We start from the raw sequence: 12,392 nt of genomic DNA, 5'->3' as shown, positions 1-12,392 counted from the left end.
GCCGGTCAGCCTGTGGGCAGGCCGATCTGGTCGCGTTCGAGTACGGAGCGCAGCTCCGAGAGGATCTGAACGGCGGCCAGTCCTGGGGGGCCGCCCAGGACGTCCGCGGTCAGCTCGGCCAGTGTTTTGGTGAAGGTCGCCTCCGCCGCTTCGGCGAGTTGCAGGCCTCCAGCGGTCAGGTCCAGCAGTGATGAGCGGCGATCCGATGGATTGGTTCGCCGTATGACCCAGGCCTGCTTCTCCAGGCGGTCGACGCCCTTGCTGGTCGCGCCGACCCCGATGGCGAATTCGGTGGCGAGGTCCGCGACCCGGGACCCGGGGTGGTCGCGCAGGAAGCGCAGGAACTCGAACTGCGAGGTGACGATCCCGTGCCGCTCGCGAAGGCGGTCGTTCAGCGCGTTGTAGAGGCGTGTCTCGCAGCGGACGAGATCGGCGAAGAAGCCCGGGAGGTCGATCGGGGCACAGTTTGACTTAGATGCCATGGCATATATTCTAGCCTATATGCCTGAGCATATAGTTCTTTGGCATGCACTCGCGATGGAGGCGACAATGAGCAGGCAGCAGCGCGCGCAAATCGACGCGATGTTCCGACAGCCTCGGCCGGCGGGTCCTCGGTCCGTGGAGGAGCTCCGCGCCGGCTTCAGGGCGATGATGGGGGAAATGGTCGTCCCGGCTGGGATCCGCACCCGGACTGCGACGCTCGGTGATAGGCCCGCGATGCTCGTCGAGCCGACCGACACTCCGAAGGCCGGGACGATCCTCTACTTTCACGGCGGCTCTTACGTGGTCGGTTCACCGGAGACGGCGATGTCACTGACGGGGAACCTGGTGGCCAAAACAGGATCCAGGGCGTTCTCCCTGGATTACCGGCTCGCCCCCGAGCATCCGTTCCCGGCCGCAATCGAGGACGGACTGAGCGCCTACCGCGCACTTCTCGACAGCGGCGAAGACCCTTCGGCGATCGCGTTCGCCGGGGACTCCGCCGGTGGCGGCCTCACCGTCACCACCTGCCTCGCCGCCCGCAACGCGGGCCTGCCCATGCCCGCCGCGATCGTGGCGTTCTCCCCCGGACTCGACATGACCCGGACAGGCGAGAGCATGGACACCAAGGCGGGCATCGACCCGTTCTTCACGCGTGAGGGCCTGGAACACACCGGGACCATGTACCTTGCGGGACAGGATCCGCATCAGCCCATGCTCAGCCCCGCCACCCTCGCCGACCTGACCGGCTTCCCTCCAATGCTTCTGCAAACGGGCGCCAACGAAATACTCCTGGACGACTCCACACGCATGGCCACCCGCGCGAGGGAAGCCGGAGTGGACGTCATCCTGGACATCACCGCTGACGTTCCACATGTTTTCCAGGCGTTCGCCGGCGTCCTGGACGAAGCCGACGAGGCACTGGACCGCGCCGCTCTCTTTCTCAGTCAGCACATTCGCACCAGGGGCACGACACGCATGTCGGCAGGCTGAAGCCCGCAGGCGGTCTCATACGGACCACGGTCCGCACTCCAGGCCTGGCTCGCCGTTCCTATTCCTGGCAGCCGGCGCCCCACCTCGCTCCGAGGGCCGTTCAAGACCCCGGGGGCGCGTTCTCCGTGGGCAGTGGCTCACGCGGGGATGCCAGATCTTCTTGCGTGACGCGAGTGCAACTGACCAACAGCGAATGGGAGTTCATCGAGCCGTATCTGCCGATCGGCGATTACGGCCCGTACCCCAAGCGGCTGCGACAGCAGTTTGAGGGCGCGATCTGGCGGTTCAAGATTGGACGGGTCGCCATACGGGCTCGGTGGGGCCGTCGCGGAGCAGGGTCGGTCAGCGGTGACGCCAGGGTGGGGACGTCGCGTAGGAAGGCGGCCACCGCCGGGTTTGCGGCGGCCGCGCGCAGCGCGTTGATGCGGGTTTTGATGCAGGCGGGGCCGGTGCCGTCCAGCACGAACAGGAGTCGCGGGAAGAGCGGGTAGTGCCGGCGCATTCCTCTTGCACCGGTTCCAGCATCGCCGGCCGGCGTCCGGGAGGCGGCGTGGGTGTGTAGTGGTGCAGGCGGGCGTGAGTTTCGCAGCGAGGCGTTCGGGTCCCATGGTGGCGCGGTCGACTTCCACGAAGGCCCGGAGCATCGAGCCTTGGCCGTTTTCGTGGCCGCGTCGGTAGTAGAGCAGGGCGTCGGGGATGACGGCCTCGCCCCCGCCCAGGGGGTGGTAGATCTCGGGGATCCAGTCCAGTGGCCGGCACGGTTCCCCGCGGCGCCGGGCGTCCTGGACGAAGGCCAGCCCGACTTCGCTGACGGTGAAGGCGTGGGCGGCCCTGAGTCAAAAAGCGAGCTCAGACGGGCCCCGCTGTTGTGCCGGACCTGCGGATCGGTGAGCCCAGGAGCTCGTCGACCTCCGCGGCTACGGCGTCGAGGAGTTCCTCGTCGAACAGGCAGAGGGACTCTTCCCAAGGGTGTCCGAAACTGCCGCAGCGGAAGTCTTCCGAGAGGTAGATGTAGTAATCCCCGTCGGGGTAGGGACTCAGAGGCCAAGCCGGCTGCCCAGGACCACCGACCTCCTGCGGTGCGAAGCGGTACGACGTGTGCTGCCAGTCGAGCGCGAGCAGCGTGCCCTGCGGGCCAACGCAGGAAGCCAGCCCCTGCTCGACCACCTTGACCAGGCGGTCCAGGCGCTTGTAACCCGGATCACCGTCAAGCGCAGCAAGGCTCCAGGTGACCGACGCGACGGGCTCCTTGACGGCCGGCCACTTGAACGAACTCATACTCGGCCGGAAGCTGAAGTCCTCGTAGAAGCGGTCCCAGACGCGTCGGTACTCAGCCTCTGACAGCGCGACCACAGGATCCTCCAGCATGCCGCGATTCTATCGAGTTGCCTGAGGGAGGATCGGAGAGAGATCGTCCACGGAGGTGCGGACAGAACCAGATACAAATATCGCCATCCTCTTCCAGGGCGAGCGGTGCGGAGCTGTCCGCGGGCTCGGCGGGCAGTGACGCAGCGTGTGCGTAGGCGCTGGACCTACACGTCGCCGCCACGCCTGGATCGACTCAACATCGGCTCTACAGCCACGTTCGAGATCGGCCGCATCTACCAGGAGAACCGCGGGCCGCTTGAGGTTCGGCCGCTGCGGGGGCATCTATGCCGCGCTGAGCTCTGTGCATTACTCGAGCTACTTCCCCGTCAGTTCGGTCCAGAGGGTGCAGAGGTCGTGGACCCTGAGCCACGGCGCTTACTGTCAGGGCATGACCGTGCGTGGTCAACTGCAGCGGCGGCACGTTCCAGACGCCTTCGACGCACTGCTGAAACCAGCGGCCCAGGGGCCCCGTCTGTACAGGCGGGGCCCTGCTGCCCCTGTGTCCCCCTCGCCGTGACCACGCAAGGAACAGAAACAGGGCCGTGTTTACCGCCATCTTCCAACACCACGTCGGCTACCTGGCCGCCTGCCTGCTGACCGCCCTCGTGCTCGGTGGTGCGGCATGGGCGCTTGCCCGCAGGCTGGGCAACCCTCACAGCGTGTGGTGGGCCGGTCTCGTCTTCACCCTCACCGGCGTACTCGGCGTCACCTTCATGAACGCCGGCCCGGCCAGCAGCACATGCGTCCTCAACCACCAGTTAGACGAGCCCTTCCACACCACCCAAGGCCTGTGGAACCTCGCCATGATGGTGCCCGTCGGCATCCTCGCTCTCATGGCCGTCCGCCGCCCGCTGCCCGTCCTGGTCGGCGTCGTCGTCCTGCCTCTCGGCATCGAGTTCACCCAGGCCACCGTGGACGGACTGGGACGCGTGTGCGACAGCTCGGACGCCGAGATGAACATCCTCGGCGGACTGGCCGGCCTCGCTGCCGCCGCAACTGTGCTCACGGTGCGCCGCTCGCTGACCTGGCTGGCCGGCCTGAAGGGGACGCTGATCACCGCCGCCACCTTCCTGATCCTCGGCACGGGAGTCGCCAGCCCCATGCTCGACTACACGAACGTGGACGGCACCGGCCTCTCCGCCGCGGACTCCGACCAGAAGCGAGCCGTCGGGACCGCGGTGAAGGAGGCGTTCGGCGACCGGTACACGATCGGCCAGTTCTACGAGCAGCCGTGCGTGGGAGCGCCGTGCAAGAACGTCATCTTCAACCTGCACAGCCGTGAGAAGGGCTACTCACAGGAGTTCGGCCACGGCAGTCTGTCCTGGCCGGACAAGAAGCACCTGAACGTCCTGCTGGAAAACCGTGATCGTCCCACTGTCATGGGATACCCGGTGCCCGGCGCGAAGGCGCCCGCAACAGCGAAGGAGGCCTACCGGGTCGCGGAGTCCTACGCCAGACAGCAGTACCCGTGGGTGAAGGACGCGGACGTGCGGCAAACGGATGCCGTGAGCGACGAAGCCCGACTCGGATGGATCACCAAGTGGCGGTGGACGCACGACGGCGTCCTGATGCCCAGGATGCTGGACGTCCAGGTCGACAAGGCCGGGCAGGTCGCCCAGGTCGACGTCACCCTGGGCCCGACCCGCGTGAACCTACCGAAGGGCAAGCTCGACGCCAAGCAGGCCGAGAATGCGGTAGGCAAGGCGCTAGCGGCACGGCTGCGGAGCAATGGGTCTGCTGATGCCGCGTTTCAAGCCAAAGCCTTCGCGGTCAAAGCGGAAGACGAGGACGGCACGTGGACCCCTAACTGGCTGGTGAATGTGTCGTGGGACACAGAGGGGCAGGGCGGTGAATCGCAGGACTCACCCCCGCAGGAAACGTACCGCGTGGACGCCATAAGCGGTCAGGTGTACGACATCGGCGGTGTCCCCATGAAATCCCGATAGAGAAGTCAAGGAATGGAGTGTGTGCTGGGCAGCCAGCGGACCGCATCCGGGGAGAAGAGGGCGGTCAGCGGGTCGGGAAGGACGCCAACGCGAGATCCCACTGGTCAGCTGCGTGAAGGAGTGCAGCCGTATCCAGCTGCACTTCTACGACGTACTGGTAGAGGTCCGCTCCGTCATCACGCTGCTGCCACGGGGGCGCCCCCTCCAAAGACAGGTGAACACGAAGCACCACCCTGGCCTCGTTCCGGTCGGCGAGGCTGAACGCCAGGACTGGCTCGACGAACCACGTGTCCGGGGACAACTCGCCGTCGGCATCAGGTCTGGTCACAGCCACCGCCCCCGCTGCTACCGCGCGCAGCCAGGCGGGCACCTCACGTGCTTCATCGATCAGCAAGCAGGGATCGGCAAAGGACAGTTGCCTGCGGGAGTCGTCACGGAACCACCGATGACCAGCCAGTTGTCGTCGTAGGAGTCGCCCGTGACTGCCGGAAACCGATAGCGGAGCGGGCGAAGGTCAACACTGTTTGCGTGATCGCTCAATCGCATTGTGACAGGATGTCACGGGCCGTATCCAGCTCTGCACAGAGTGGGCTGAGACGCCATCCGCTTTCCGAACGTGATCGTTTGGTTCGGGCTGGGTGGGCATGAACTGCGGCTGGCGGCGGGAGAGATGCGGACGGTTCGTTCGCTCGCGTCGCTCGTGGAGGTGGCTGGTGCCGTCGGTGCTCGGTCTGTTGGAAGCCCAGGAGAAGAAGGTGCGGGAAGAGGTCCCACGGTTGCAGGAGGAGGCCGAGCGGGTGCAGGCCGCGCTCGGCGAGGCGGAACGGGCTCTTCAGCGGCTGGTGGATGCCCGTGCAGCGGTGGCCGAGGTGCTGGCCGAGCCGCCTTCCGTGGTCGAGGAGCCGCAGCGGGGTTCAGTGGCCGGCTCGGTGGTGCCCCACCGGACCGACGGCATGACGGTGTCGGCCCTGGCGCGGGTTACCAGCGGATCGTGTCGGTGCTGGAGCCGGAAGCGGGCAGGGAGGGCATGCGCTGTCAGCAGCTGGCCAGGGCTCTGGGGCTTCAGGTGGTTCCAGCGAAGGTAGAGGGGCTGTGGTTGAAGGCGAAACGCCTGGTGGAGCGGGGGTGGGCTCGGCAGGCGCGGCCGGGAGTGTTCACCGCGCTCGTGGTGCCGGCCGGCTGAGGGCACCGGGGCGGCGTCCGGCCAGGCGGCCGCTCATGAGCATCGTCATCGACCACAGCACCATGGCCTCGTGCGTGACGGGCAGCATCTCGAAGTCGCGCACCAGGCGGCGCGAACGCATCAGCCAGCTGAGCGTTCTTTCCAACCACCCACCTGCGCGGCAGCACCACGAAGCCGCATGTGTCGTCGGTGCGTCTGACGATCTCCAGGGTGAGGTGGAGGTTCTCGGCCGCCCAGTCGACCAGCCGCCCGGCATAGCCGCCGTCCGTCCGTCCACACCAGGCGGATGGAGAAGTACATCTGTCGCAGCCGCTCAAGCAGCGGGACGGCGGCGTCGCGGTCCTGCACGCTCGCCGCGGTCACCGCGACGGCCAGGACCAGGCCGAGGCAGTCCACCACCAGGTGCCGCTTGCGGCCACCCACCTCCTTCCCGCCGTCCCAGCCGGACGTGGAGCGCGGGATGTTCGCCGCTGCCCGCAGTGACTGCGAGTCCGCGATGGCGGCCGTCGGATCCGGTGAGCGGTCCTCCTTCTCCCGCACGCGGTCACGCAGCCGGTCGTGGAGCTCGGCGAGCAGACCCGGCACCTGCCAGCGGCGGGCGAATGCATGCACACGCCGGTACGGCGGGAAGTCCACAGGCAGATTGGCCCACTTGACGCCGTTGTCGACCACGTGGCGGACGGCATCCAGCATCGCACGGTGGCAATAGCTCTCCGGCCGGCCGCCCCGTCCTTCAAGCCACGCGGGCACCGGCAGCACCGCCCGGATGACCTGCCATTCCGCATCCGTCATGTCCGAGCCGTAGCACCGCACGCGCTCCTGCCCGTCGGCCGCGTTACCGAACCTGTGCGCGAGGCAGTCACACGACAGGGACGGCGAGTTGGACTCCACACAGGTGAGCGCGAAAGACCGCGGCAACAGGGCCTCCTGGTGATCGGTTTGGTCCGCACCCCCGACCTACCAAGAGGCCCTGCTGTCATGCGCCGGCCCTCGCGCGATCACCCGAACAGGAACCCTGTTCGACCAGACCAGCCCCGCCATCGATAAGCGGATAGCGTCTGGGACCTCACACCGAGGCCTGCCGCACGAGGGCGTGGAGGAATGAGCCGGGCCGGACGGCCCGGCTCGTCAGCCGTTCCTCGGAGAGCCGGCGGACTTACACGAGTCCGGAGGCGTGGGGGAGCATCAATGCCGAGTCGGTGTGGATCGTGATGTGCACCGGTGTGAAGTTCGTGGCGTTCACCGACGAGTCCCCGGTGCCGGGATTGCGGGCGTAGCGTGGATGGGCGCCTCCGCTGATCTGCCAGCGTATGCGGTGCCCGACGGCGAATCGATGGGCGGTGGAGCTCATCGATACGGTGACTTGCGAGGGCGCTTGTCCAGTCGTCCGGAGTCGGCCCAGCCCGTCACAGACGTTCACGGAGCGGCCTTGTGCGTCCACGTCGCACAGGCGGGTGAAGACGTCGGCGTGTCCGGTGTCCGTGGAGATGCTCAGCCGTGCGGTGACGGGGCCCAGGATGTCCATGGGCTCGGTCAGTGGTGGGCCGGTGAATGTCAGGACGTCGTCTCGGGCCTCCAGTGTGGCGTTGTCCCGGGGACCGGCGGTGCGGGAGAGCAGGGGGCCGCCGAGGGAGGGGGTGGGGTCGGCCGGGTCGTAGTGGAACGCTGTCACGGGTGCGCAGTGCGCGGGGGACTGCTGGGTGAGATGCCCGCCGGGGACGGGGTACCACGAGGTGGCAGCCGCGGCCGGTGGCCAGTCGTCGAGGTCCCGCCAGGTGTTTTCGCCGCCGATGTGCACCCGCACCGAGGTAGGACGCAGGCCGGAGGGATCGGCGTACAGGTGGGCGCGCAGCCACGCGAGGCTTTCAGCGAATACCAGGGGCCATCCTTGCTGCAGGGCCGAGGTGTGCGTCCAGGGACCGACGAGCAGGGCGGTCTCACATCCGACGTGTCGCAGTCGGTCGTACTGCGTGAAGGTCTGGTCGACCAGCGCGTCGTGCCATCCGGCGATCAGAGCCGTGGGCACGCGGAGCCTCTCTGCCGCCTCCGTCAACGACGCGCCATGCCAGTAGGCGTCCTTGGCGTCGGGGTGTGTCATCACGTCGTCCAGCCAGGGAACCTCCCTGCCGAGGGCGGACACGTGCGCCCCACGCAGGGGCTGCGCGGTTGTGACATCGCGCAGGCGGCGCTGCAGACGCAGCGTCGCCCTGAGGAACGGCGCCATGCCTTTGTGCTGGTAGGTCATGCTCACGCCGACAGCGAGGGCGTTCTCCAGACGCAGCGCACCGTCTGCGTGGAACAGGGCGTAGGGATCATGCAGCCCTACTTGCACCACCATCGCCTTCAGTTCCGGCGGTGGGTCCGAAGCGAGGGCCCACTGCACGTAGCCCAGGTAGCTGGGGCCGACGGTCCCCAGTGTTCCGTTGAACCAGGGTTGCCCGCGCAGCCAGGACACCGTGGCCTGGCCGTCGGCGGCCTCGTTGCGCCACAGGTCGAAGACGCCGGCCGAACCGCCGGTGCCGCGGCAGCTCTGCAGGACCACGTGGAAGCCCTGTTCGGCGAAGAGCAGGCCGTATTGGGGCGACCACGGCAGGCCTCGGCCGTAAGGCGAGCGGACAAGCAGGGTGGGGAAGTCGCCCTGGGCCCGTGGGAAGTAATGGTCAGTGATCAACGGGCTGCCGTCGGCAGCCGGCACCACCAGCCCCGGCTCCCATCCGACCTCGTGCCGTTTCACCGGCAGGCCTCGCCAGATCGCCCTCATCATCCGGGAGGACAGCGGCGGCTTGCCGGCGGGTGGCACCCAGGCCGGTCCGGCCACGGCGTCGGGCGTGCGTGATGACATCGTTCCCCTCCTATTTCTCGTACGACGTACGAGAATAGAGCATGCTTGGATGACCTCGGCAAGAGCTGCCTCGACAACCAGGGGAAGGAGCGCAAGAACGTGACCAGCGACGGAAAGTCCGGTGCCGCGGGCGTCGATCCCGAACAGCTCTGGCTGCGGCCCACCGAGCCCCGCAGGGGCCGCAGGCCATCATTCAGCCGGGAGGCGATCACCGCGGCAGCCGTCACTCTGGCGGACGCTGAAGGACTCGAAGCGGTCACCATGCGGCGGGTGGCCGCCGAGGTCGGAGCGGGCGTCATGTCGCTCTACAGCTACGCACCTGACAAGGAGACACTGCTGGAACTGATGGTCGACCACGTCAGCGGTGAACTCACAGTCACGGACCCACCCACCGGCGACTGGCGCGCCGATCTGAAGACCATCGCCCACACCCAGCGCGCCCACATGCTGAGCCACCCCTGGTTGCCCGCCGCCCTGTCCACCCGTCGCGTCCCGGGCCCCAACACGCTGGCCTTCCTGGAACACGCGCTCGCCGTCCTGCGACCCACCGGACTGGACGGTGCGGCGAAGCTGGAAGTCTTCGCCCAGCTCACCGCATTCGTGGCCGGGCATGTCGCCTACGAGATCGCGCAGGCCGCAGTCTCACGATCCCCGGACAGGGGCGCGGCCGAAGGCCGCTACCTCGCCGCTGTCGCCGCCGACGGCCGCCACCCGGAACTCGCCGAGGCCCTTTCCGCCCCCGGGCGCCCCCTCACCCCCGACGCCACGTTCACCCGGTTCCTGGGCCGCCTGATCGACGGCCTCGACACCGACTGACGCCATCTACGTGCCCATTGCCAGGCGGCCTCGGCAGTTTCGTGAGGATCATCGGGCGGACCAGAGGAAGATGCCTGCGATGTGGAGTCCGGCACGGCAGATGGTGGCGGTCTTCTCGTAGCGGGTGGCGATGCCGCGCCGTTGTTTCAGGCGGTTGATGCACCGCTCGACGGTGTTGCGCCGCTTGTAGTTCTCGCGGTCGGAAGGCCGGTGGCCTGCCGCCCCGGCTGCCTCGACGTAGCCGGTGACTGCGCTGGTCCGCCGGGACAGGGATCACTGCCCGGATGCCGCGCCCACTGCCCATCACGTGAGTGGGACGGGCGCCGTGGATGAGGTCCCGGCCTCACATGTGTCTACCTGGCTGCCATGGGCCTGGACCCGACCGGCACCGGACGCAAACGCTGGACCATGCGCTGGAAGGCCGCACTCCAAGTCTTCGACATCACCTTTGACGGCCGGCTCACCGCCGGACGACGCTGAACAAAACCGACCGAGTTCCACCGTTCGCTACACAGACCCGCCTTCGGTCGGTGGTGGTTCCTGGTGGGGAGAGCGCGGTGCTGCCGTCAGGAGGCTGGTGTACTTTGCGTTGCTCGATAGCGCGAAGGCGGTGTCCCGTAGCGGCTGACGAATGCCTGGCGGAGCGTTTCAGCGGTTCTGAAGCCGCATTGTGCGGCCACGCTCGCCACTGGTATTGAGGTGGAAGCCAGGAGGTGGGCGGCGGCTTCGGTGCGTGCGTCGCGGACGAATCGGCCTGGTGCCTTGCCAAGGTGGTCGATGAAGAGGCGGGTCAGGTGGCGTTCGCTCACCCCCGCCCCGGCTGCCAGTGTGGTTGCGGTCAGGTTGTCGGCCAAGTGGCAGGTGATGTGGTCGACGACTCGCCTGACCAGGCTGTTCGTGGGTGCTGGCGTGGCTGTGAACATGCTCATTTGTGCCTGGTTGCCTGGTCGTTGCAGATAGGTGACCAGGCTGCGGGCGACGTCGCGCGCCAACTGCGCGCCGTGGTCCTCCTCGATGAAGGCCAAGGCCAGGTCCAGGGCGCTGGTGACACCCGCGGCCGTCGACACTCTTCCCTCGCGGATGTAGATCGGCGCGGGATCCACGGTGATCTCCGGGTAGGCTGCGGCCAACTGCTCGGCATACCGCCAGTGAGTCGTGGCGCGTCTTCCGTTGAGCAGGCCAGCGGACGCCAGGATGGTCGCCCCGGTGCAGACCGAGGCGACTCTGCGGCTCTCCCGGGCCAGGCGACGGACATGGCCGACGATCAGCTGATTGTCCGCTGCGGCCTCGTGGCCGAACCCTCCCGAGACGATCAGCGTGTCCAGCGGCCCCCTCAGACGCTCCAGGGACCGCTGGCTCTGCAGCGTCAGCCCTGAGTCGCAGGTGATCGCGTGGCCACCCGGGGTGGCCACGCTCACGGCATAGGCCGGGCTGGCACCGAGCCGGTTGGCCGTGATCAAGCTCGTCGTTACGCACGCGATGTCCAGCAACTCCGCCTCGTCGTATCCGACGAGGACCACCATTCGTTCCTCCATGACCCTGACCCTATGTCTGAATGACTTGCACCCCAAGAATTCCGACCGACTCGCTGACCGCCCTTGGCGCTCCCGTGGCCAGGGGCCGAAGGTGACGACATGACCAAGACGCTCGCATTCGTGCTCTATCCCGGCATCACCCCGCTCGACCTTGTAGGGCCACTTCAGGTGCTGTCGGCGCTGGCCCAGATCGACCCGACATTCGAGGTGGCCGTCGTCGGTCAGAACCTCGTCCCCCTGGGCACCGACACTCCGCTGAAGCTGGTGCCCAGCCACACGTTCGACCAGGTCACCGAGCCCTTCGCGTTGATCGTCCCCGGCGGGACTGAACCGACCCTCGCCGCCCTGGCCAACGAGCCCCTGCTGAGTTGGATTCGCAAGGCCGCGCAAACGGCGGACGTCGTCGGCTCGGTGTGCACCGGTTCACTGATCCTGGGCGCCGCCGGCTTGCTCGACGGTCGTCAGGCCACCACTCACTGGGGCTTCCGCGACCTGCTGGCCAAGTTCGGCGCGACGCCCACCGCCGAACGCTGGGTCGAATCCGGCCCCCTGCTCACTGCCGCCGGCGTGTCAGCCGGTATCGACATGGCTCTCCACCTGGTCGAACGGCTCGCGGGCGAGCAGACCGCCCGCACTGTCCAGCTCTTCATCGAGTACGACCCGCAGCCACCCCTGGGCGGCATCGACTGGAGCTCCGCCGACCTCGACTCCTTCAAGCTCCATGCCCGAGCCATGCTGGCATCAGCCCTGGCAGACCATCCCGCGCTCCTGGCACGCCTGACCACCTGAACACCGCGGCTGCGGTGAACGCCCCCAGTTGTTATGGATCGGGCTATCGCACGTTGGGATGCACTTCGTGATCCCAGACGTCCGCGGCGAGCACGATTCGACCGTCGGCGGCGCCCGGCAGCGGCAGGCCGGCCAGGACGCGGCGCAGGCGGGCCGACTGCAGCCACCCCTTGTCCAGCGCGGCGTACATCGCACCGTGCCCGCGCCGGTGCTCGGCTGCCAATGTCAGCTCCACCGGCGACTTGACCGGACCGTCCGCGCACAGCATCGCGTCAGTGAGCTCGAAGAGCGCATCCGCACGCGCGTACAGGCAGTCGTAGAACTCGACCCGAAAGCGGGACAGGAAACCCAACGCCTCGACGGCAGGTCCCTCAACCGGAAGACTGATCACAGCGGCCGTTCCTTCACACTCCGTGACTCAACACCTCGAAGCGTGAAGG

General features: G+C 67.7%; 12 protein-coding genes and 5 pseudogenes. 7 read left to right on the top strand and 10 right to left on the bottom strand.

Translation table 11 applies throughout. The features are described from left to right. Nucleotides 1-5: 5 nt before the first annotated feature. Nucleotides 6-482, bottom strand: a complete 477-nt coding sequence (locus tag ACF061_RS15540) for a MarR family winged helix-turn-helix transcriptional regulator (RefSeq protein WP_392267397.1) — start codon at nucleotides 480-482, stop codon at nucleotides 6-8. 67 nt (nucleotides 483-549) lie between these two features. On the opposite strand from ACF061_RS15540, the gene ACF061_RS15535 reads away from it, so the two are divergent. Together ACF061_RS15535 and ACF061_RS15530 are read left to right on the top strand one after the other, a co-directional pair. After that, on the top strand, nucleotides 550-1,473 hold the full coding sequence (locus ACF061_RS15535; RefSeq protein ID WP_392267396.1) for an alpha/beta hydrolase: 924 nt from the start codon (nucleotides 550-552) through the stop codon (nucleotides 1,471-1,473). Nucleotides 1,474-1,637: 164 nt separating this feature from the next. Beyond that, nucleotides 1,638-1,763: pseudogene (locus tag ACF061_RS15530) on the top strand (transposase); the annotation flags it as partial. A 348-nt stretch (nucleotides 1,764-2,111) separates the two neighbouring features. Here the strand turns inward: ACF061_RS15530 and ACF061_RS15525 are convergent. Together ACF061_RS15525 and ACF061_RS15520 are read right to left on the bottom strand one after the other, a co-directional pair. Next, nucleotides 2,112-2,270 (bottom strand): annotated as a pseudogene (locus tag ACF061_RS15525) (hypothetical protein); the annotation flags it as partial. A gap of 52 nt (nucleotides 2,271-2,322) precedes the next feature. Continuing rightward, nucleotides 2,323-2,841, bottom strand: a complete 519-nt coding sequence (locus ACF061_RS15520) for a DUF2716 domain-containing protein (RefSeq protein WP_392267395.1) — start codon at nucleotides 2,839-2,841, stop codon at nucleotides 2,323-2,325. Nucleotides 2,842-3,383: 542 nt separating this feature from the next. On the opposite strand from ACF061_RS15520, the gene ACF061_RS15515 reads away from it, so the two are divergent. Beyond that, nucleotides 3,384-4,787 carry a VanZ family protein gene (locus ACF061_RS15515; protein ID WP_392267394.1) on the top strand — a complete coding sequence of 468 codons (1,404 nt, stop codon included), beginning with the start codon at nucleotides 3,384-3,386 and terminating at the stop codon, nucleotides 4,785-4,787. Between the two features lie 64 nt (nucleotides 4,788-4,851). Here ACF061_RS15515 and ACF061_RS15510 read toward each other — a convergent pair whose 3' ends face one another. After that, nucleotides 4,852-5,181, bottom strand: coding sequence for a hypothetical protein (locus tag ACF061_RS15510; RefSeq protein ID WP_392267393.1), 330 nt, complete (start codon nucleotides 5,179-5,181; stop codon nucleotides 4,852-4,854). A 319-nt stretch (nucleotides 5,182-5,500) separates the two neighbouring features. On the opposite strand from ACF061_RS15510, the gene ACF061_RS15505 reads away from it, so the two are divergent. Then, a complete protein-coding gene (locus ACF061_RS15505) occupies nucleotides 5,501-5,872 on the top strand; it encodes a hypothetical protein (protein WP_392267392.1) in 372 nt (123 codons plus the stop codon). Nucleotides 5,873-5,941: 69 nt separating this feature from the next. Here the strand turns inward: ACF061_RS15505 and ACF061_RS15500 are convergent, their stop codons facing one another. The 3 genes from ACF061_RS15500 to ACF061_RS15490 form a co-directional block, all read right to left on the bottom strand. Beyond that, nucleotides 5,942-6,091 (bottom strand): hypothetical protein, encoded by a 150-nt coding sequence (locus ACF061_RS15500; protein WP_392267391.1) that lies wholly within the window; start codon nucleotides 6,089-6,091, stop codon nucleotides 5,942-5,944. Continuing rightward, nucleotides 6,091-6,762: a transposase gene (locus ACF061_RS15495; protein ID WP_392267390.1), complete on the bottom strand. Its 672-nt coding sequence runs from the start codon at nucleotides 6,760-6,762 to the stop codon at nucleotides 6,091-6,093. Before ACF061_RS15495 ends, ACF061_RS15500 begins: the two co-directional genes overlap by 1 nt. A 364-nt stretch (nucleotides 6,763-7,126) precedes the next feature. Continuing rightward, the gene (locus ACF061_RS15490; protein ID WP_392267389.1) at nucleotides 7,127-8,812 is read right to left on the bottom strand and encodes a CocE/NonD family hydrolase; all 1,686 of its coding nucleotides are present in this window, start codon (nucleotides 8,810-8,812) and stop codon (nucleotides 7,127-7,129) included. A 99-nt stretch (nucleotides 8,813-8,911) separates the two neighbouring features. On the opposite strand from ACF061_RS15490, the gene ACF061_RS15485 reads away from it, so the two are divergent. Continuing rightward, nucleotides 8,912-9,628, top strand: coding sequence for a TetR/AcrR family transcriptional regulator (locus ACF061_RS15485; RefSeq protein ID WP_392267615.1), 717 nt, complete (start codon nucleotides 8,912-8,914; stop codon nucleotides 9,626-9,628). Between the two features lie 48 nt (nucleotides 9,629-9,676). Here ACF061_RS15485 and ACF061_RS15480 read toward each other — a convergent pair. Continuing rightward, nucleotides 9,677-9,920 (bottom strand): annotated as a pseudogene (locus ACF061_RS15480) (IS5/IS1182 family transposase); the annotation flags it as partial. A 50-nt stretch (nucleotides 9,921-9,970) separates the two neighbouring features. On the opposite strand from ACF061_RS15480, the pseudogene ACF061_RS15475 reads away from it, so the two are divergent. Next, a pseudogene (locus ACF061_RS15475) lies at nucleotides 9,971-10,108 on the top strand (IS256 family transposase); the annotation flags it as partial. Nucleotides 10,109-10,194: 86 nt separating this feature from the next. On the opposite strand, the gene ACF061_RS15470 reads toward ACF061_RS15475, so the two are convergent. Beyond that, entirely contained in the window at nucleotides 10,195-11,163 is a 969-nt protein-coding gene (locus ACF061_RS15470; RefSeq protein WP_392267388.1) for a GlxA family transcriptional regulator, read from the bottom strand. A 99-nt stretch (nucleotides 11,164-11,262) separates the two neighbouring features. On the opposite strand from ACF061_RS15470, the gene ACF061_RS15465 reads away from it, so the two are divergent. Then, the gene (locus tag ACF061_RS15465; RefSeq protein ID WP_392267387.1) at nucleotides 11,263-11,952 is read left to right on the top strand and encodes a DJ-1/PfpI family protein; all 690 of its coding nucleotides are present in this window, start codon (nucleotides 11,263-11,265) and stop codon (nucleotides 11,950-11,952) included. A 76-nt stretch (nucleotides 11,953-12,028) separates the two neighbouring features. On the opposite strand, the pseudogene ACF061_RS15460 reads toward ACF061_RS15465, so the two are convergent. Next, nucleotides 12,029-12,304, bottom strand: a pseudogene (locus ACF061_RS15460) (transposase); the annotation flags it as partial. Between the last annotated feature and the right edge of the window lie 88 nt (nucleotides 12,305-12,392).

The organism is Streptomyces sp. NPDC015220, assembly GCF_043079345.1.
GTDB lineage: Bacteria > Actinomycetota > Actinomycetes > Streptomycetales > Streptomycetaceae > Streptomyces.
This window is presented reverse-complemented; position numbering and strand designations above follow the sequence as displayed.